21 protein-coding genes are annotated in these 19,857 nt (G+C 69.6%); 14 read left to right on the forward strand and 7 right to left on the reverse strand.

Annotated elements, in window-relative coordinates; genetic code table 11:
* The first annotated feature begins 566 nt into the window (after positions 1-566).
* The 7 genes from ADBZ5U_RS05760 to ADBZ5U_RS05790 all read left to right on the forward strand — a co-directional run bounded on the left by ADBZ5U_RS05760 (position 567) and on the right by ADBZ5U_RS05790 (position 9,194).
* A complete protein-coding gene (locus tag ADBZ5U_RS05760; protein WP_526263296.1) occupies positions 567-2,249 on the forward strand; it encodes a DEAD/DEAH box helicase in 1,683 nt (560 codons plus the stop codon).
* A 4-nt stretch (positions 2,250-2,253) separates the two neighbouring features.
* Positions 2,254-3,180 (forward strand): oxidoreductase, encoded by a 927-nt coding sequence (locus tag ADBZ5U_RS05765; RefSeq protein ID WP_526263298.1) that lies wholly within the window; start codon positions 2,254-2,256, stop codon positions 3,178-3,180.
* Between the two features lie 66 nt (positions 3,181-3,246).
* A complete protein-coding gene (locus ADBZ5U_RS05770; RefSeq protein ID WP_526263300.1) occupies positions 3,247-4,173 on the forward strand; it encodes an oxidoreductase in 927 nt (308 codons plus the stop codon).
* Entirely contained in the window at positions 4,173-5,414 is a 1,242-nt protein-coding gene (gene moeA / locus ADBZ5U_RS05775) for a molybdopterin molybdotransferase MoeA (RefSeq protein ID WP_526263330.1), read from the forward strand. The genes ADBZ5U_RS05770 and moeA overlap by 1 nt, the downstream gene beginning before the upstream one ends.
* 10 nt (positions 5,415-5,424) lie before the next feature.
* On the forward strand, positions 5,425-6,129 hold the full coding sequence (locus ADBZ5U_RS05780; protein ID WP_526263302.1) for a phosphatidylserine decarboxylase: 705 nt from the start codon (positions 5,425-5,427) through the stop codon (positions 6,127-6,129).
* On the forward strand, positions 6,126-6,983 hold the full coding sequence (pssA, locus tag ADBZ5U_RS05785) for a CDP-diacylglycerol--serine O-phosphatidyltransferase (protein WP_526263304.1): 858 nt from the start codon (positions 6,126-6,128) through the stop codon (positions 6,981-6,983). The genes ADBZ5U_RS05780 and pssA overlap by 4 nt, the downstream gene beginning before the upstream one ends.
* Positions 6,984-7,031: 48 nt before the next feature.
* Complete coding sequence (locus tag ADBZ5U_RS05790; RefSeq protein ID WP_526263332.1) at positions 7,032-9,194, forward strand: AAA family ATPase; 2,163 nt, start codon at positions 7,032-7,034, stop codon at positions 9,192-9,194.
* A 43-nt stretch (positions 9,195-9,237) separates the two neighbouring features.
* Here ADBZ5U_RS05790 and ADBZ5U_RS05795 read toward each other — a convergent pair whose 3' ends face one another.
* From ADBZ5U_RS05795 to napA, 6 genes are all read right to left on the reverse strand, one after another.
* Entirely contained in the window at positions 9,238-9,861 is a 624-nt protein-coding gene (locus tag ADBZ5U_RS05795) for an LON peptidase substrate-binding domain-containing protein (protein ID WP_526263334.1), read from the reverse strand.
* A gap of 25 nt (positions 9,862-9,886) precedes the next feature.
* Positions 9,887-10,051, reverse strand: a complete 165-nt coding sequence (locus tag ADBZ5U_RS05800; RefSeq protein WP_526263306.1) for a hypothetical protein — start codon at positions 10,049-10,051, stop codon at positions 9,887-9,889.
* Between the two features lie 154 nt (positions 10,052-10,205).
* The gene (locus tag ADBZ5U_RS05805; protein WP_526263308.1) at positions 10,206-11,324 is read right to left on the reverse strand and encodes a glutamate--cysteine ligase; all 1,119 of its coding nucleotides are present in this window, start codon (positions 11,322-11,324) and stop codon (positions 10,206-10,208) included.
* Between the two features lie 51 nt (positions 11,325-11,375).
* Positions 11,376-12,116 (reverse strand): superoxide dismutase[Cu-Zn], encoded by a 741-nt coding sequence (gene sodC / locus ADBZ5U_RS05810; RefSeq protein ID WP_526263310.1) that lies wholly within the window; start codon positions 12,114-12,116, stop codon positions 11,376-11,378.
* 10 nt (positions 12,117-12,126) lie between these two features.
* Entirely contained in the window at positions 12,127-12,573 is a 447-nt protein-coding gene (locus ADBZ5U_RS05815; protein WP_526263312.1) for a LytR C-terminal domain-containing protein, read from the reverse strand.
* Between the two features lie 61 nt (positions 12,574-12,634).
* Positions 12,635-12,943 (reverse strand): nucleoid-associated protein NapA, encoded by a 309-nt coding sequence (napA, locus tag ADBZ5U_RS05820; protein ID WP_526263314.1) that lies wholly within the window; start codon positions 12,941-12,943, stop codon positions 12,635-12,637.
* 132 nt (positions 12,944-13,075) lie between these two features.
* On the opposite strand from napA, the gene ADBZ5U_RS05825 reads away from it, so the two are divergent.
* The 6 genes from ADBZ5U_RS05825 to ADBZ5U_RS05850 are packed head-to-tail and all read left to right on the forward strand — an operon-like array spanning position 13,076 to position 17,772.
* The gene (locus ADBZ5U_RS05825; protein WP_526263316.1) at positions 13,076-13,669 is read left to right on the forward strand and encodes a peptide deformylase; all 594 of its coding nucleotides are present in this window, start codon (positions 13,076-13,078) and stop codon (positions 13,667-13,669) included.
* A gap of 28 nt (positions 13,670-13,697) precedes the next feature.
* Positions 13,698-14,510: an exodeoxyribonuclease III gene (locus ADBZ5U_RS05830; protein ID WP_526263318.1), complete on the forward strand. Its 813-nt coding sequence runs from the start codon at positions 13,698-13,700 to the stop codon at positions 14,508-14,510.
* A gap of 48 nt (positions 14,511-14,558) precedes the next feature.
* A complete protein-coding gene (thiD, locus tag ADBZ5U_RS05835; protein ID WP_526263336.1) occupies positions 14,559-15,347 on the forward strand; it encodes a bifunctional hydroxymethylpyrimidine kinase/phosphomethylpyrimidine kinase in 789 nt (262 codons plus the stop codon).
* On the forward strand, positions 15,344-15,994 hold the full coding sequence (locus tag ADBZ5U_RS05840; protein ID WP_526263320.1) for an alpha/beta hydrolase family protein: 651 nt from the start codon (positions 15,344-15,346) through the stop codon (positions 15,992-15,994). The genes thiD and ADBZ5U_RS05840 overlap by 4 nt, the downstream gene beginning before the upstream one ends.
* Before the next feature lie 19 nt (positions 15,995-16,013).
* Entirely contained in the window at positions 16,014-17,501 is a 1,488-nt protein-coding gene (locus tag ADBZ5U_RS05845; protein WP_526263322.1) for a flavin-containing monooxygenase, read from the forward strand.
* Between the two features lie 10 nt (positions 17,502-17,511).
* On the forward strand, positions 17,512-17,772 hold the full coding sequence (locus tag ADBZ5U_RS05850) for a DoxX-related protein (RefSeq protein ID WP_526263324.1): 261 nt from the start codon (positions 17,512-17,514) through the stop codon (positions 17,770-17,772).
* Between the two features lie 6 nt (positions 17,773-17,778).
* Here ADBZ5U_RS05850 and ADBZ5U_RS05855 read toward each other — a convergent pair whose 3' ends face one another.
* Positions 17,779-19,269 (reverse strand): M28 family metallopeptidase, encoded by a 1,491-nt coding sequence (locus ADBZ5U_RS05855; RefSeq protein ID WP_526263326.1) that lies wholly within the window; start codon positions 19,267-19,269, stop codon positions 17,779-17,781.
* Between the two features lie 103 nt (positions 19,270-19,372).
* Here ADBZ5U_RS05855 and ADBZ5U_RS05860 point away from each other — a divergent pair.
* On the forward strand, positions 19,373-19,857 hold a 485-nt coding region (locus ADBZ5U_RS05860; protein ID WP_526263328.1), incomplete at its 3' end, for a polyphosphate kinase 2 family protein.

Consider the following 19,857-nt stretch of genomic DNA (forward strand, 5'->3'; position numbering starts at 1 on the left):
CTTGACGTGGACGTGCCGGTCCAGGCCGGGGAGATCACGGCACGCCTCGCCGGCGGCCCGGTATCCCTCGCGCTGCTTGGGGTGAAGGAGGGCACCAAAGGGCTCACCGACGTGGCGCACGGAACGGTCTCAGGCAAGGGGCAGCTCGTGCTCTCTGCCGCCGCGGATGCGCTCACGTTCGATGGTGAGCTCATGCTCCGCTCGATCTCGATGACGCAGCCTCGCCTCGCGCCCGAGCCGTTGAAGGGAATCGACTTCTCCTTGTCCGGGCGCGGTGTTCTCGATGACGCCGGCACGCTGCGGGTCGACGATGCCCAGCTCGACATGGGCGCGCTCCACGTGCGCACCCACGGCACGCTCCAGGAGACGCCCGACCACTTTGCGGTTGCTCTGGCGATCGACGCTGCGCCGGCGGCCTGTCAGGCCCTGCTCGAGACCTCCCCACCGGGGCTCTTGCCCACGGTCCGCGCCGCGCGCATGGTCGGCAGCTTCGGGGCGAGCGTAACCCTCGCCTTCGATACGCGCACGATCGAGAAGCTTTCGCTCGACTATCGCATCGACGATCAGTGCCGCATGTTCGAGGTGCCGCGCGATCTCTCGGTCGAGCGGTTCGCGAGCGCGTTCACGTACCGGACCTACAAGCCCGACGGCACATACGGCGAGACGACGACGGGGCCGGCAAGACCACGTTCGCGCTGCGCATAGTCGCCGAACTACTGGCCGAGGCCACCGTGGAAACGGTCACCATCGTCGTCCCGACCGAGCACCTCAAGATCCAGTGGGCCCAGGCCGCCGCCCGGGCCGGCATAGCGCTGGACCCCAGGTTCTCCAACTCCAACTCCCAGACCTCCGACGACTACCACGGCGTAGTGGTGACCTACGCCCAGGTGGCCAGCCACCCGACCCGGCACCGGGTGCGAACCGAGAACCGCAAGACGCTCGTCGTGTTCGACGAGATACACCACGGGGGCGACGCCAAGACCTGGGGGGACGCGATTCGGGAGGCGTTCACCGACGCCACCCGCAGGCTCGCACTGACCGGCACCCCGTTCCGCAGTGACGACAGCGCAATCCCGTTCGTCGACTACGAGGAGGATCGGGCGGGCTTCAAGCACTCCCGCGCCGACCACACCTACGGCTACGCCGAAGCGCTGGCCGACGGTGTGGTGCGGCCGGTGTTGTTCATGGCCTACTCCGGAGAGGCCCGTTGGCGCGACAGCGCCGGCGAGGAACACGCGGCGCGCCTGGGGGAACCGCTGACCGCCGAACAGACGGCGCGGGCCTGGAAGACCGCCCTCGACCCGGCGGGCGAGTGGATGCCGGCGGTCATCGCCGCCGCCGACACCAGACTGCGCGGTCTGCGCGAGCACGTGCCCGACGCCGGCGGCATGGTCATCGCCTCCGACCAGACCGCGGCGCGGGCCTATGCCGGCCTGCTGCACAAGATCACCGGCGAGGCGCCGACCGTGGTGCTCTCCGACGACAAGGGTTCCTCGGAGCGGATCGCCACGTTCGCCGAGGGAACCTCCCCGTGGCTGGTGGCGGTCAGGATGGTGTCCGAAGGTGTCGACGTACCGCGACTAGCGGTCGGCGTCTACGCCACCAGTGCATCCACGCCGCTGTTCTTCGCCCAGGCGATCGGCCGGTTCGTGCGTTCCCGCCGGGCCGGTGAGACGGCGTGCATCTTCCTGCCGTCGGTGCCCGGCCTGCTGTTGCTGGCCAGCGAGATGGAGGCCCAGCGCAACCACGTCCTGGGCCGGCCGCACCGGGAGACCCTCGAGGATCCGCTGGACGCCGAGTCGGCCGCGCGGAATCGCGACGAGCCGACGGACCCGAAGAACAAGATCGAATATCTGGGCGCGCAGGCCGAACTCGATCAGGTGATCTTCGACGGTTCGTCGTTCGGGACTGCGACGCCCGCCGGCAGTGACGAGGAGGCCGACTACCTCGGCATCCCGGGTCTGCTCGATGCGGAGTCGATGCGAGATCTGCTCCGGCGCAGGCAGGAGGAACAGCTCACGAAGAGGACGGCCCGGGGCGAAACACCCCGCACCACCCACGGGCGGCTGCGCGAACTCCGTCGGGAACTCAACGCCCTCGTGGCCGCCACGCATCACCGCACCGGCCGCACGCACGGCTGGATTCACAACGAACTGCGCCGGATCTGCGGCGGTCCGCCGGTGGCCGCCGCCAACGGCGAGCAACTACAGGCCCGCATCGAGGCCGTGCGCGCACTGAACAGCCGGTAACCGTATGTTGAAGAACATGAAGTGGACCGATAAGGACATTCCCGATCAAAGCGGCCGGTTGGCCATAGTCACCGGCTCCAACACCGGACTCGGTTACGACACCGCCCGGCTGCTGGCCGGCAACGGAGCCAAGGTCGTGATGGCGGTTCGCGACACCGCCAAAGGCGAGGCGGCGGCGTCGCGCATCCGCGGCCTGACACCCGGCGCCGAGGTGACGGTGCACAAGCTGGATCTGGGCTCGCTGGCCGCGGTCAAGGACGCCGCCGCCGAGATGGCCGCCGCCTACCCGCGAATCGACCTGCTCATCGACAACGCCGGTGTGATGTACCCGCCGAAATCGACCACCGCCGACGGCTTCGAGTTGCAGTTCGGCACCAACCACCTCGGGCACTTCGCCCTCACCGGCATCCTGCTGCCCAACCTGCTCACCGTGGACGGGTCGCGGGTGGTGGTGGTCGCCAGCGTCGCCCACAACATCAGGGCCAAGATCGCCTTCGACGACCTGCAGTGGGAGAAGCGCCGCTACGACCGGGTGGCGTCCTACGGACAGTCCAAGCTGGCCAACCTGATGTTCACCTACGCCCTGCAGCGGCGACTGGCCGCCACAGACGCGAAAACCATTGCCGTGGCGGCACATCCGGGCTTCGCGGCCACCGAACTGATGCGCCACATCCCCGGAGCGAACCTGCCGGGGATGGACTGGATCTTAGGCAGGGTCCTCAATAGCGCCGAGATGGGCGCATGGACCACCCTGCGGGCGGCGACCGACCCGGCGGTGCGCGGCGGCCAGTACTACGGCCCGGACGGATTCCTCGAACTGCGCGGCCATCCCGTGCTGGTCGGCTCGAGCAGACAGTCCAAGGATCTCGCCATCCAGGAACGGCTCTGGAAAGTCTCCGAGGAGCTGACCGGCGTCACCTTCCCGGTGTGATGCGCAGCGCCGAGGGGCCGTGCGCGAGAATGAATAGCCGGTAGGCGCAGGGGCTGAAACCTACGTATGGTCTGGAACATGAAGTGGACCGATAAGGACATTCCCGATCAAAGCGGCCGGTTGGCCGTGATCACCGGCTCCAACACCGGACTCGGTTACGACACCGCCCGGCTGCTGGCCGCCAACGGAGCCAAGGTCGTGATGGCGGTTCGCGACACCGCCAAAGGCGAGGCGGCGGCGTCGCGCATCCGCGGCCTGACACCCGGCGCCGAGGTGACGGTGCACAAGCTGGATCTGGGCTCGCTGGCCGCGGTCAAGGACGCCGCCGCCGAGATGGCCGCCGCCTACCCGCGAATCGACCTGCTCATCGACAACGCCGGTGTGATGTACCCGCCGAAATCGACCACCGCCGACGGCTTCGAGTTGCAGTTCGGCACCAACCACCTCGGGCACTTCGCCCTCACCGGCATCCTGCTGCCCAACCTGCTCACCGTGGACGGGTCGCGGGTGGTGGTGGTCGCCAGCGTCGCCCACAACATCAGGGCCAAGATCGCCTTCGACGACCTGCAGTGGGAGAAGCGCCGCTACGACCGGGTGGCGTCCTACGGACAGTCCAAGCTGGCCAACCTGATGTTCACCTACGCCCTGCAGCGGCGACTGGCCGCCACAGACGCGAAAACCATTGCCGTGGCGGCACATCCGGGCTTCGCGGCCACCGAACTGATGCGCCACATCCCCGGAGCGAACCTGCCGGGGATGGACTGGATCTTAGGCAGGGTCCTCAATAGCGCCGAGATGGGCGCATGGACCACCCTGCGGGCGGCGACCGACCCGGCGGTGCGCGGCGGCCAGTACTACGGCCCGGACGGATTCCTCGAACTGCGCGGCCATCCCGTGCTGGTCGGCTCGAGCAGACAGTCCAAGGATCTCGCCATCCAGGAACGGCTCTGGAAAGTCTCCGAGGAGCTGACCGGCGTCACCTTCCCGGTGTGATGCGCAGCGTCGAGGAGCATCAGCGCGTCGTCGCCGGCTTGATCCGAAGCCGGCCTCCCGCGGTGGTGGCCCTCCCCGACGCCCCGGGTCTGGTCCTTGCCGAGGACGTCGTCGCGCCGCTGTCGCTGCCGGTGTTCGACAACTCCGCGATGGACGGCTACGCCGTTCGTGACGCCGACCTGGCCGCCGCCGGTCCGGACAATGCAGTGAAACTCCCGGTGGCCGAGGACATTCCGGCCGGCCGTACCGACGCTTTGAGCCTCGCTCCGGGAACCGCGCACCGGATCATGACCGGCGCACCGGTTCCCGACGGCGCGACGGCTGTGGTTCCGGTCGAACTGACCGACGCCGGCGTGGATGTGGTCGCCGTGAGAACGTGCCCGCGGCCGGGGCAGCACATCAGAAGATCCGGCGAGGACGTCATGGCCGGGACGACGGTGCTGCGCGCCGGAGCGGTGCTCACCCCGTCGGCTCTGGGCCTGGTGGCCGCACTGGGCCTTCGGGAACTGACGGTGCTTCCCCGGCAGCGGGTGCTGGTGGTGTCCACCGGGTCGGAGTTGGTGCCGGCCGGAACGCCGCTGCGGCCCGGCCAGATCTACGAGTCCAACGCCGTCATGCTGGCCGCGGCGGTACGCGAGGCCGGCGCCGAGGTGGCGGGGGTGCAGACCTGCGGAGACGACGTCGCCCAGTTCCGGGCCGTACTGGAACGTTACGCCGGGCGGGCGGAGTTGGTCATCACCTCCGGCGGGGTCAGCGCGGGGGCCTACGAGGTGGTGAAGGACGCCTTCGAGGACGTGGCGCCCGACGGTCGCGGGCCTGGCGACTCCGGCGTCCGGTTCGTCAAAGTCGCAATGCAGCCGGGGATGCCGCAGGGCGCGGGGACCCTGCCCGACGGCCGCAGCATCGTCACGCTGCCCGGCAACCCGGTCAGCGCGCTGGTGTCCTTCGAGGTGTTCCTGCGGCCCGCGCTGCGCGCCGCGATGGGTCTGCCGCAGCAGCGACCCCGGCGAACCGCCCTGCTTGCCGAGGCGATCACCTCCCCGTCCGGTAAGCGCCAGTTCCGCCGCGGCGTCTACGACGCCGAGGCCGGAACCGTCAGCAGCTACGGCCCACCGGCCTCCCACCACCTGCGCTGGTTGGCGTCGGCGAACTGCCTGCTCGACCTGGGACCGGAGGTCACCGAGATACCGGCCGGTACCCAGGTCACCGTCTGGGACTTATCCGGCCAGCACGCCCACTAGACTCACCGCAATGGCCAGACGCCCCGACGACGACCTCCAGTCCGGCCCGCAGCGGCTGGCCGCGCTGGTGCGAACCGCGATCCCCCCGGTGCACTCCGCCGGCTTCCCGTTCGTCGCCGCCGGGATAGCCGTGGCGGCTCTGGGCCGCAATCACCGCTGGGCGCGCCGCGCCGGCCTGGCCGCCGCCGGCGCCAACGCCGGTTTCTTCCGGCACCCGCCCCGCACCCCACCCACCCGGCCGGGGCTGGTCGTCGCGCCCGCCGACGGGCAGGTCTGCCTCATCGAAGACGCCGTCCCGCCGCCGGAATTGGGCCGCGGATCAGCCCCCGTACCGCGGATCAGCATTTTCCTGTCCCTGCTGGACGCGCACGTTCAGCGCACGCCGGTCGGCGGCGAGGTCGTCGCCGTCGAGCACCGCCACGGCAGATTCCATTCGGCCGACCTGGCCGCCGCCAGTGCGGACAACGAGCGCAACAGCGTTGTGATCCGAACGCCGGAGGGACACGAGGTGGTGGTCGTGCAGATCGCCGGGCTGATCGCACGGCGCATCGTCTGCGATCTGCGCCCCGGCGAGAAGGTGGACATCGGCGACACCTACGGACTCATCCGGTTCGGATCGCGGCTGGACACATATCTGCCCGCCGGTTCGGAGGTGCTGATCGAACTCGGCCAGCGCTCGCTGGCCGGTGAGACGGTGCTGGCCCGGTTGCCATGAGGCCCCAGCCTCGGGTCAACCCGATCAATCGTCGGATACTGCCCAGCGCGGCGACCGTGCTGGCGATCTGTCTGGGCATGACGTCGGTCAAGTTCGCCCTGGACGGCCGGCCCACAGAGTCGATGGCCCTGCTGGCCTCGGCCGCCATCCTGGACGCCCTCGACGGCCGGCTCGCCCGGGTACTCAACGCCACCTCCCGGATGGGCGAGGAGATCGACTCGCTCGCCGATGCGGTGAACTTCGGTGTGGCACCGGCATTCATCGTCTACGCCACGCTGCTGTCCCACAACCGCGTCGGCTGGATCGTCGTGCTGCTCTACGCGGTGTGCATCGTGCTGCGACTGGCCCGCTTCAACGCGCTGTTGGACTCCGACCAGCCGCGGTACACCAAGGACTACTTCGTCGGGATGCCCGCGCCGGCCGGCGCCATCGGGGCCATCGGACCACTGGCGGCGAAGATGCAGTGGCCGGGCCCGTGGTGGTCGACCGAGACCGCCGAGGCGGTGGTGATCGTCTGGATGATCGCGGTTTCGCTGCTGGTGGTCAGCCGCATCCCGATGCGAAAGATCCACACCTTCACAGTGTCGCCCAACATGATGGCCCCACTGCTCGCCATGGTGGCGATCGTCGCGGCCGGCGCGTTCGTCTTCCCCTACCTGCTGATCCTTCTGATCATCGCGGCCTACGTGCTGCACATGCCCTTCGCCGTGCACAGCCAGCGCTGGGCGGCCGCCCACCCGGAAACCTGGAACGACACCTCGCGGCAGCGCCGCGCAGCCCGTCGGGCCACCCGCGGCACCCAGCACCCGTACCGCCGCTCCACCCGGTTGGGCCTACGCAAGCCAGGAGGCTGACCCGTGTCCGAAGCTGTCGCCGAATTCAAGGGGACGCCCAGGGGCCTGATGCTGACCGCTCGGCTCAACACCGCGGCGCTGGACGCACGCCGCGGCGTGGTGCGGCTGCACCCGGAGGCCATCGCCGCCCTGGGTCTCCGGGAGTGGGATGCGTTGTCGCTCACAGGTTCCCGGACAACCGCCGCGGTGGTCGGAATCGCTCCCCCCGGTACGCCGGCCGGCACCGCCCTCCTCGACGACGTGACGCTGTCCAACGCGGGACTGCGGGAGAACGCGGCCGTGCTGGCGGCGGCGGTGACCGTCTACGGCGCCCGTTCGGTGACGCTGAGCGGTTCCGCGCTGGCCACTCGGTCGGTGTCCTCCAGCACCCTGCGGCAGGCCCTGCTGGGCAAGGTGCTGACGGTGGGCGACACCGTTTCGCTGCTGCCGCGGGACCTCGGCCCCGGCACGTCGACATCGGAAGCCAGCGCCGCGCTGGCCACCTCGGTGGGCATCACCTGGACCTCGGAGTTGCTGACCGTCACGGGCACCGATCCGATCGGACCCGTTTCGGTGCAACCCAATTCGTCGGTGACCTGGGGTGGTGGCGATACCGGCGCCGCGGCGGTCACCGGCTCCACACCCGACGTCAGCCAGCCGACCCGGTGGCCCGAGGAACCGGCGATCAGCATCGACGACCTCAAGGGACAGCATGTCCAGGCCGGACGTCTCACCGAGTGGCTGAAGCTGGCACTGGATCAGCCCGAGCTGCTGGAAACCCTCGGGGCCAAACCCAATCTGGGGGTGCTGATCACCGGCCCGGCCGGAGTCGGCAAGGCCAGATTGGTCCGCGCGGTGTGCGCCGGGCGTCGGCTGGTCCGGCTGGACGGCCCGGACACCGGGGCGCTGGCGGCAACCGAACGCCACCGGGCCGTCGCCGAAGCGGTGGCCGGGGTGATCAACGGCGGCGGGGTGCTGCTGGTCACCGACGTCGACGCGCTGCTGCCCGAGCCACCCGAGCCGGTGGCGACGATGATCCTGGCCGAACTGCGCAAGGCGGTCGCCGCTCCCGGGGTGGCCCTGGTGGCCACCTCGCAGGCGCCGGACTCGGTGGATCCGCGACTGCGGGCCCCGGACCTGTGCGACCGGGAACTGGGCCTGAGCCTGCCCGACGGCGCCACCCGCAGGGCGCTGTTGGAAGTGCTGCTGCGCGATGTTCCCGCCGCGGATCTCAAACTCGAGGAGATCGCCGACCGGACACCGGGTTTCGTTCGCGCAGACCTGGCCGCACTGGTCCGGGAGGCCGCGCTCCGGGCTGCGGCCCGGGCCAGCGAGGACGGTAAGGCCCCGGTGCTGACGCAGGAGGATCTCGCCGGGGCGCTGAGCGTGATCCGTCCGCTGTCCCGGTCCAACACCGAGGAACTGTCCGTCGGGTCGGTCACCCTCGACGACGTCGGCGACATGGTGTCGACCAAACAGGCGCTCACCGAGGCGGTGCTGTGGCCGCTTCAGCATCCGGACACCTTCGCCCGACTCGGCGTGGACCCGCCGCGCGGCGTGCTGCTCTACGGGCCCCCCGGGGTGGGCAAGACCTTCGTGGTCCGCGCGCTGGCAAGCTCCGGCAGGCTGAGCGTGCATGCCGTCAAGGGCGCGGAACTGATGGACAAGTGGGTGGGGTCCTCGGAGAAGGCGGTGCGCGAACTGTTCCGGCGGGCAAGGGATTCGGCGCCGTCGCTGATCTTCCTCGACGAGATCGACGCGCTGGCGCCGCGGCGCGGCCAGAGTTTCGACTCCGGGGTGACCGACCGCGTGGTGGCCGCGCTGTTGACCGAACTCGACGGCATCGAACCGCTGCGGGACGTGGTGGTCCTCGGCGCCACCAACCGTCCGGAGCTGATCGACCCGGCGCTGCTGCGCCCCGGCCGGCTCGAGCGACTGGTGTTCGTCGAACCTCCCGACGCCGACGCCCGCCTGGCGATCCTCAAGACGGCCGCCAAGTCGGTGCCGTTGAGCAAAGAGGTGGACCTCGAGGCGACCGCCGGGGAATTGGACGGTTACAGCGCCGCCGACTGCGTGGCCCTGCTTCGGGAGGCCGCGCTGACCGCGATGCGGCGCTCGATCGACGCCGCCGACGTCACCGCCGAGGATCTGGCCAAGGCCCGCGAGACCGTGCACCCGTCGCTGGACCCCGCGCAGATCGAATCGCTGCGCCGATTCGCCGCCGAGCGCTGACCCGGCCTGCCCGGGGAACGCTACGACGGCGCGGGGCCGCCGGTCACGGTTCGTCGGAGAGCTGGAACTCGACCATCGCCGCGATGGTCTCGACGGCGTCGATCAGGGCGTCCGCACGCTCGGCCAGGGTCGGTGCGGCCAGCACCGCGTAGCGGTCGGCCGGACCCATCGGGACGCGGGCGGCCAGCGCGTAGAGGTGCCGGGCGGGATCCCCGGCGACCTCCGGGTCGACGGCCAGCACGTCGTCTCGCAGGCCGATCCCGCGCACCTCGGCCACCCGCCGGTAGAGGGCGTGGATGCGGTCGACGACCTCGCCGATGCGTTCCGGCCCGACCGACGGACCGGGCTGGTCGGGCCAGGTCTCGAGGAGGGCCCGGGGGTAGGGGTCGTCGGGCAGCCACCGGGTCACCCGAATCCGCTCACCGACGGCGGCGATCAGTTCGTACTGCCCCATCCCCAGTTCGGCGTGGTGGACGATCCGCGCCATCGCGCCGACGTCGCTGCGGACGTCGCCCCCGCCGACCTCGAGTCCGCGGCTGATCATCACCACCCCGAACGCCGCCTCCGGACCGGCCAGGCAGTCGGCCACCAGGCGGGAGTAGCGCGGCTCGAAGATGCGCAGCGGCAGCGTGTCGCCCGGCAGCAGTGCCGACTGCAGCGGGAACATCGGGTGCGCGGCGGAGCTCACAGCGCTACCTCACGGCACGCTGGAGGACATCAGCCACCCGGGCGTCCGGATCGACGAAGGTGCACAACGCGGTGGCCAGGTCCACCCACGCGTCCGGGCCCATCGACACCAGCCGGTTGCCGGCCTCGCCGATCGCGACGATCACATCGCGGCGGGCCGATGGGCCCATCGCCACGTACCTCTCACAGGTTGTGTCGAGAAGGCCTGCGCCAGAGGTCATCCCACCCTGTCCGGGAGTCGCGACCGGGTGTCCCGCGATCGCCCGACTGCATCCCGCGGACAGCAGGGCGACCGCCAGCAGCGCGGTTCCGCGGCGGCGGGCCCTAGACATCGAGTTCACCGATCAGGGCGTCGACCACGGCACGAAGATCGCCGTCATGCTCCTCGGCCACCCGGCGCTGACGTTGGTAGGACGCCCCGCGCCGCGGGATCTCGGCCACCGCGGCGAGTTCCTCGGCACACCGCAGCGACGCCGCCACGGGGGCCAGCCTGGTCAGCAGGTCGTCGAGGTCCTCGGTGACCAACCGTTCGTTGCTGTCGGCGTCGAGGATGATGATCGCGTCCAGGCCGTAGCGGGCGGCCCGCCATTTGTTCTCCTGCACATGCCAGGGCGGCATCACCGGGAGTTGCTCGCCCGCTTCCAGACGCCGATCCAGGTCGACGATCAGGCAGTGCGTCAAAGCCACCAGAGCGGACAGTTCACGCAGATTCGAGACGCCGTCGAAGACCCGCACCTCGACGGTCCCCAGTTCCGGGGATGGCCTTATGTCCCAACGCACTTCATTGATCTGGTCGATGATGCCGGTGGTCTTCTGATCGTGCACGAACCGCTCGAACTGCCGCCACGTCTCGAACTGGAAGGGCAGGCCCGCCGTCGGCAACTGCTGGAACATCATCGCCCTGTTGCTCGCGTAGCCGGTGTCCTCGCCGGCCCAGAACGGGGAGGAAGCCGACAACGCCAGAAGGTGCGGGTACTGGTTGAGCAGTGAGGAGATGATCGGCATCACCTTGTGCGCCGAGGACACGCCGACGTGGACATGCACGCCCCAGATCAGCATCTGCCGGCCCCACCACTGGGTGCGCTTGATCAACTCCGCGTAACGCGGCGCATCGGTGAGTTTCTGTTCGGACCACTCCGCGAACGGGTGGGTGCCCGCGCAGAACAACTCCATTCCGCGGTCGCGGACGACCCCGCTGATGGAGGTCAGCGTGGAGCGGAGATCGGCCATCGCCTCCCCCACGGTGTCGCACACGCCGGTGACGACCTCGATGGTGTTGCGCAGCAGTTCCTTGTGCACCCTGGGGTTGTCGCCGATGTCGGCGATCACGGCCGCCGCCTCGTTGCTCAGGTCGCGGGTGTCGGCCGCCACCAACGCGAACTCCCACTCGACACCCAAGGTCGGGCGTGCGGACCCGGCAAAGTCGATTCGGCCGGCGGTCATGCAGCGAGGCCGGCGAGAAGCGACAGCGGATCGCGCATCGGTTCGGTCAGCTCACCCGGCGCGAAGGACACCGCAGGCGACCCGCTTGCCGGCGTCTCCGGTGGCCAGGGTGGACTCGTCCGGCGGCGGTGCTCCGTTGGACTGCTGGTAGCGGTCGGCCGGGATGTTGGCGAAGTTGTCCGGGCCGGCGTGGATGATGATCGCCGTCCCGTCCCCTTCCACCAGGTCGGCCCGGTCGAAGGCGTTGGTCGTGGTGACCAGCAGGGCGGTCCCGTCGCCGCGGACCTGCAGCGAGGCCAGGTCGCCGGCATGGTTGGGGTGACCGCCCTCACCGCCGCCCTTGAGATGCCCTCCGGCGGAGAGGAAGTCAGCCGGGGCGCCCCCATTGGGCGCCACCGAGTTGGTCTCGCACCTGCCCACGTCGTGGATGTGCAGACCATGCATGCCGGGCGTCAACACCCCGGGCGAGGTGCTCTGCACGGTGACCGTTGCGAACGCGTCCGAGTCCCGGAACTCGATGGTGGCCGCGGCAACCTGGGATCCGTCGGGACCGTTGATGACGGCGGTCAGCGTGTTCGCCGGATTCGGGGCCGCCGGCGCACCGGGACCCGGTGCGCCGGGCGTCGTCCCACCGTGCCGCTCGCTTGGCGACGGGGCCGGCGCACCCGTCCAGACCGGTGGCGTGGTCCCGGGCTGGGTGGCGGCCGGTTCGTCGGGCGCACACGCACTCAGCAGCGCCACCGAAGCGAGGAGAAGGCCGCCGAAAAGGCGTGGCCCTGCGGATTCGACCATGCCGACCAGCCTAGCCGGTCACCAACACAATCACGCCCGGAGGCTGTTCGGCGATATCCGGGATCCGGGCCTGGGCGGGGGCATCGAGTATTTTGCCGACGGCTTCGGCGGCGGCCTGTTCGCCCTCGGCGGTGCCGAAGTAGACCGTCGTGACCGGCACGTCGGCGGCGGTCATGGTGGCCGACTCGGTGACGTTCCAGCCCGCTTCGCGCAATCGGTCGGAGACGCGGGTGGCCGCCGCCTCGTCGCCGGCGACGCTGAAGACCCGCACATCGGCCTTCGGCGCCGGCGGCTTGGCGCTGGTGGTCATGGTGACCGCCGAGGTGTCCTCCGACGGGTCGTTGCCCGCGGTCATCGCCTGGAAACCGGCCAGCAGAAAGATCACGCCCAGGAAGAGCAGCACCATGACCATGGCGCGCAGGGGAAGCCCGGAGGAATCGGGAACGCGCTCGTTCATCGTGGGTACCTTATCCGTGCCGGATCGGGGGCCGGGGGGAGCCCTGGCCGCGCGGGCACGGTCAGGGGACCTCGAAGCCCAGCCGCCGCGCGGCCCGGGCCTTCTGCCTGCTCGCCCGCAGCCGCCGCAGCCGCTTGACCAGCATGGGATCGGCGGCGAGCGCTTCAGGCCGGTCGACCAGCGTGTTGAGCACCTGGTAGTAGCGCGTCGCCGACATCGAGAAGAGCTCCTTGATGGCCTCTTCCTTGGCGCCCGCGTACTTCCACCACTGGCGCTCGAAAGCGAGGACGTCGTATTCGCGCCGACTCAGCCCCTCAGGTAGTTCGGCGTCGTCGACCGCCTGCTCGGCCCTAACCGTGGCGCCGTCCATGCGATTCGTGGACCCTTTCGACGAATGACACACCTGTGGTTCTAATCCGAACGATGGGTCATTCAATCACGTTCGCGCTCATTGACCCGGCACCGCATCCCGCGCGTCGGGCGGTCTTTAAGCTTGCCCACCATGGCAGTCCGACCCATCGTCATCCTCGGTGACCCAGTTCTGCATGCCCCGACCGCGCCGGTGCCGGTCGGCCCGGCCGGCGCCCTGCCGCCCGAACTGGCCGACTTGGTCGCCGACCTCTACGACACGATGGACGCCGCACACGGAGTCGGTCTGGCCGCCAATCAGATCGGGGTGGGCCTTCGGGTGTTCGTCTACGACTGCGCCGAGGATCGGGGTAAGGCCGCGTACCGCCGCGGGGCGGTGATCAACCCCGTCCTGGAGACCTCCGAGATCCCCGAGACGATGCCGGATCCGGAAACCGACGACGAGGGTTGCCTGTCGGTTCCGGGCGAGTCGTTCCCGTGCGGTCGCGCGGAGTGGGCCCGGGTCACCGGTCTGGACGCGGACGGCAATCCGGTGACACTGGAGGGCACCGGCTTGTTCGCCCGGATGCTGCAACACGAGACCGGTCACCTCGACGGCTTCCTCTACGTCGACACCCTGCTCGGCCGGCACGCCCGGGCAGCCAAGCGGGCGGTCAAATCGCATGGGTGGGGGGTTCCAGGATTGTCCTGGATGCCGGGCGAAGTGCCGGATCCGTTCGGGCACTGAGTAACGTTCGGGCACTGAGTAATTCGCGATGGATTCCCTACGTGTCGCCACCTGGAATGTGAACTCCGTCCGGGCGCGGGTGGATCGGGTCGTGGACTGGATGCGGCGCGCCGAGGTCGACGTACTGGCCATGCAGGAGACCAAATGCTCCGACGAGCAGTTCCCCGCCATGACGTTCCTGGGCGCCGGTTACGAAGTGGTGCACTGCGGGCACGACCAGTGGAACGGTGTGGCGATCGCTTCCCGGGTCGGGTTCGACGATGTGCGGATCGGTTTCGACGGCCAGCCGTCCTGGGACGGCGGCAAGGACGGGCCGGCCGCCGAGGCCCGCGCCCTCGGCGCCACCTGCGGCGGCATCCGGGTGTGGAGCCTGTATGTGCCCAACGGCCGCACGGTGAGCGACCCGCACTACCGCTACAAGCTGGAATGGCTTGCCGCCCTTCGGACGACAGCGGACTCCTGGCTCGCCGGTGATCCGGAGGCGCAGATCGCCCTGGTCGGCGACTGGAACATCGCGCCGCGCGATGAAGATGTCTGGGACATGGCGGTGTTCGCGCAGAGTACGCATGTCACCGAACCGGAACGCTCGGCATTCGCGGCCATCGAAGCCTCCTACGCCGACGTGGTGCGCTCGTTCACCCCGGGGGAGTTCACCTACTGGGACTACACCCGACTTCGGTTCCCCAAACGGCAGGGGATGCGGATCGACTTCATCCTGGCCTCACCGGCATTGGCGAAGCGGGTGGCGCATGCCGGGATCGCCCGCGACGAACGCAAGTCCGGTAAGGACCGCATCGGCGCGCCCAGCGACCATGCGCCGGTCTTCATCGAGGTCCGCTAGGTGAGGTTTCCGCCGTTGACGCCACCGGGAAGCACCCCGGTCCGGGTGATGACCATCGCCGGTTCGGATTCCGGCGGCGGCGCGGGAATCCAGGCGGACCTGCGTACCTTCACGTTGCTCGGCGTTCATCCCCTGGTGGCCGTGACAGCGGTGACGATCCAGAACTCGCTGGGGGTCAAGGGCTTTCACGAGATCCCGCCCGCCGTCGTCGGCGGGCAGATCGAGGCCGTCGCCACCGACATCGGGCTGCAGGCCGCCAAGACCGGAATGCTGGCATCCGCGGAGACCATCGAGGCCGTCGCCGACCGCTGGGGCGCGCTGGACCTGGCCGGCGCCACCCCGTTCGTGGTCGATCCGGTCTGCGCCTCGACGAACGGCGCCCCCCTGCTGCACCCGACCGCACTGGAGTCGTTGCGCAGTCGATTGTTCCCACTGGCCAGCCTGATCACCCCCAACCTCGATGAGGTCCGCCTGTTGGTCGGTGTCGACGTGGTGGACTCCGGGACCCAGCGCGCGGCGGCGGGGGCCCTGCACGATCTCGGTCCGCAATGGGTCCTGGTCAAGGGCGGCCACCTGCGCTCCGCTCCGCACAGCCCCGATCTGCTTTACGACGGCAACGACTTTCACGAGTTCGACGCCCCCCGCGTCGACACCGTTAACGACCACGGCGCCGGCGACACCCTGGCGGCGGCGACCGCCTGCGCGCTGGCCCACGGACACTCGATGCCCGAGGCGGTCGGGTTCGCCAAGAACTGGGTGACCGAATGCCTGCGCTCGGCCTACCCACTGGGCGGCGGGCGGGGGCCCGTGTCGGCGCTCTGGCGGCTGCGGGAATGAACCCGCTGGACGCCATCGGCGGGGTGGCACACCGGCCGGGCTGCGCCGCCCGCGGTGTGGTGCTGCTGACCCACGGCGCCGGCGGCAGCCGGGAGTCGCCGTTGCTGATCGGCGTCTGCGAGGAGTGGGCCGGCCGCGGCTGGCTGGCCGTGCGCTACAACCTGCCCTACCGACGGCGCCGACCCACGGGTCCGCCGCCGGGTTCCGCGACCGCCGACCAGGCCGGGGTGGCCGAAGCCATCGCGGTGGCACGCGGATTGGCCGACGGCCCGCTGGTCACCGGCGGGCACTCCTACGGCGGGCGGCTGACGTCGATGGTGCTGGCCGAAGACCCCGGCGCCGCCGACGTGCTGACCCTGTTCTCCTACCCGCTGCACCCGCCCGGCCGGCCCGAACGTCTGCGCACCGAACACTTCCCCGCGATCCGCGTGCCCACCGTCTTCACCCACGGCGGCTCCGACCCCTTCGGGTCCCTCGAGGAGCTACGGGCGGCCGTCGGCCTGATTCCGGCGAGGACGGAGATCGTCGAGGTCAGCGGGGCGCGGCACGACCTGACCCCGCCGAGGGGGGCGCCGGATTCGACGACGACCCCCGATGTCGCGGCGATGGCCGTCGATGCCGCGGCGCGCCTCCTGCCGCCGGGCTGAGTCCGGTACCGTCGACCTCGTGACCGAGCGGAATTACGACGTGATCATCGTCGGGGCCGGCTTCGGGGGCATCGGGGCGGCGATTGCGCTCAAGCGGCTGGGCTTCGAGGAATTCGTCCTGCTCGACCGCCTCGACGACCTCGGGGGCACCTGGCACGTCAACCACTACCCCGGCCTGGCCTGCGACGTCCCCACCACCACCTACTCGTACTTCTTCGAGCCCAACCCGAACTGGTCGCGGCTGTACTCCACCGGGCCGGAGATCAAGAAGTACGCCGACGACGTCGCCGACAAGTACGACGTCCGACGCCACATCCGGCTGAACACGGCCGTGGACGGCGCCCGGTGGGACGAGGAAGCCGACCTTTGGCGGGTGGCACTGGCCGACGGCTCCACTCTGAGCTCGCGGTTCCTGATCACCGCGACGGGCTTCCTGTCCCAACCGCACACTCCGGACATCCCCGGCATCCACAGCTTCGCGGGGAAGCTCATCCACACCACCGACTGGGACGACGACTTCGACCCGGCGGGCGAGAGGATCGCACTGATCGGCACCGGCGCCACGGCGGTGCAGTTGATCCCGCAACTGGCCGGGAGCGCCGGCGAAATGACGGTCTACCAGCGCACCGCGATACACGTCGTGCCCAAGCTCGACTTCGCGTACCCCCGTTGGGCGAAAAGGCTTTTCGCCCGGATTCCGAAGGCCCAGCGCGCCGTTCGCGCCGTGACCGACGCGATCTACGAGTTCTTCAATTACGTGGTGCTTCATCAGGGGCAGTTGCTGTACCGCCGGTTGGACATCGGTGGGGCCGACGTGGCCAAGATGTATCGGTTCGCCACGATCCGGGATCCGGAACTGCGCCGTAAGCTGACCCCGCCCTACGACCTGGGCTGCAAACGCCCGACGTTCTCCAACAGCTACTACCGCGCCTTCACCAGACCCAACGTGCACCTGCAGGACAGCGGCATAGCGCACATCGAACCGCATGCCATCGTGGCCAACGACGGCACCCGCACCGAGATCGACACCCTGGTGCTGGCCACCGGGTTCGATCTGTGGGAGGCCAACATCCCGGCCATCGAGGTAGTGGGCCGCGAGGGCCGCAATCTCGGAAAGTGGTGGCGGGAGAACAGATTCCAGGCTTATCAGGGGGTCTCGATCCCCTACTTCCCGAACTACTTCAGTCTGGCCAGCCCTTATGCCTTCATCGGCCTGAACTTCTTCAACACGATGGAATACCAGATGCGGATCATGGACCGGGTGCTCGGCGAGGTGAAGCGGCGGGGCGCGCGGACGTTCGAGGTGACCGAGGAGGCCAACGCCCGATTCCTCGATCAGATGATCGAGAAGCTCGGTGACACGGTGTTCAACGTCGGACAGTGTGAGCAGGCCCGGTCCTACTACTTCAACCCGCACGGGGAAGCCACCCTGTTGCGGCCGACGACCGCCAGGGCCGCCATCCGACAGGCCTCGGAATTCCCGCTCAGCGACTACCGAATGGCCTAGTGTCGAAGCCATGTCGCCACAGGCTTCCCAAGTCGGCATCGCGCTCGCCGCGACCGGGCTGTCCCACTTCGCGAGACCGCAGATCTTCGAGAAGATCACCGCGGTGGCGTTTCCCGACAACACCCGGCGCCACGTCTACATCGACGGCGCCATCGAGACGGCGATCGGCGCCGGGTTGGTGGCGCCCCGGACCCGCAAGTTCGCATTCGCCGGTGTCGCCGGTTACCTGGCCTACCTCATCGCCGGCGCGGTCCGCAGCCGGCGCCGCTGACCCTGATCAGTCGCCGATCTCGTAACGGGTGCGGTCCTCGCGGGCGGGTATCCCGTTGCGGCCGTCCAGGTCGGTCGCGTAGACACCCACCGCCCAGGCGACTCCGCCGCCGTTGATGTCCAGGGCGGCGCGGTCGACGCGGTCCAGGGTGTCGGTGTCCTTGTGATAATTCGGGTCGAACGGCTGGTTGGCGGTGCCGCCCCACAACGCGGCCTGCTGCGGACTCTTCTCCTCCTCGGCGCCGGAGAACAGGCCGCCGGCCGGAACTCCGGCCAGGGTGAAGGCCTCGTAGTCCGACCTTCCGTCGAAGGACGTGTCCTCGGCCGTCTTTCCCGCTGCCGCCAGATAGTCCATCAGGGTTCGCTCGATACCGGCCGAACCCTCCGGCACCCGCGGCGGGCCCGCGTCGCGGTCCGGCGCGGTGGACTGGTTCCCGTCGTAGGTGAAGTAGCCGGGATTCGGCGACCCCAGCATGTCGAAATTGAGATACAGCGCGATGTCTTTGAGTTGTTCGGTGTCCAGCGACGCGACGTACCTCTTGGAACCCACGATGCCGACCTCCTCGGCTCCCCAGAACCCGAACCGCACGGCGTTGTTGACCGCCGGTTCGCTGCCGAGTTGCACCGCGGTCTCCAGCACGGCGGCCACGCCGGAGCCGTTGTCATTGATGCCCGGCCCCTCGGGAACGCTGTCGAGATGACCACCGACCATGACGACGTTCCGGGCCGAGCCGGTCTTGGTCTGGGCGATCACGTTTCGCGCCGGGATCGTTCTCGTCGTCGCATCGAGTTTGACGGTGGCCGGGCCGGGGGCGGCACGAATGCGGGAACCGTCCGCCTTGGAGACACTCACGACAGGGATGGTTACGTCGGTGTCCTCGCCCAGCGTGCCCCCCATGTCCTCCTCGTCGACATTGTCGGCGACGACCACGGCCACCGCACCCAGTTTCGCCGCGATCGCCTGCTTCTCCGAAAACGGGCAGCTCCCCCGATCGACCAGGACGACCGCGCCGTCCACCGGCAGGCCGGCGTAGTCCGCCGGTGCGCAACCCGGCGTCTCGTCGGCCGGCGCCGCGACCAGAGGTCCGCTGACCCCGTCCGGCCGGGTGCCGCCGCTGTACTGCAGCACGCCGGCTCTGATCGCCGCCCCGCCCACCGTCAGAGCGGCGTCGCCGTGTTTGAAGACCCGGGCCTCGAACTCGGGCGTCTGGACGTCGAAACCCCTGCCGCGCAGCACGCCAACCACGTAGTCGACGCTGGCCTCGTAGCCCGGCGTTCCGATGGCCCGGGTGCCGCCGTGGGCGTCGGCGATGTCCTGCAGCGCGTTCAGATGAGCGGTCATCGCCTCGATGGTCACCCCCGCGCGCAGGTTCGTCGCGAACTCCCTCGCCGCCTTGTTCGCCGCGACGGGCCGGGCGTCGTGCGCGGGCCTGCCGCACCCCGGCGCGGCGGCGGCGAGAGCCACGCAAACCACCGCGACTCGCCTTCTTCGCTTCACCGGCTCAGGTTAGACGCACGGTCACGTTCGGGCGTCGCCCACCGCCGGACACCGTTCATCTGGCCGTAACCCCGCGGTCGCCGAGCAGCGTTACCCTTCGCCGATGCAGATTCACCTTGACGGCTACACCGTCGTCGACGACGAAGACGACGATCCGGTCCTGCTCGATCCCAGTGGAGTCGCTGTCGACACCTGGCGGGAGAACTACCCCTACGAGCTCCGGATGGAGCGTGCGGATTACGAAGAGCAGAAGCACATCCTGCAAGTCGAACTGCTGAAGATGCAGAACTGGACCAAGGCCAACGGCCTGCGGCACGTCATCGTCTTCGAGGGCCGCGATGCCGCCGGCAAGGGCGGCACCATCAAGCGATTCATGGAGCACCTCAACCCCCGCGGCGCCCGCGTCGTGGCCCTGGAGAAGCCGACCGAGCGGGAGAGTACCCAGTGGTACTTCCAGCGCTACGTCAACCACCTGCCCTCGGCGGGAGAGATCGTGCTCTTCGACCGGTCCTGGTACAACCGCGCCGGGGTCGAGCGGGTCATGGGCTACTGCACCCCCAAGCAGCACGCTGAATTCGTCCGGCAGGT

Origin of the sequence: Mycobacterium sp., from assembly GCF_040398885.1 — a bacterium.
In the GTDB taxonomy this organism is placed as follows: domain Bacteria; phylum Actinomycetota; class Actinomycetes; order Mycobacteriales; family Mycobacteriaceae; genus Mycobacterium.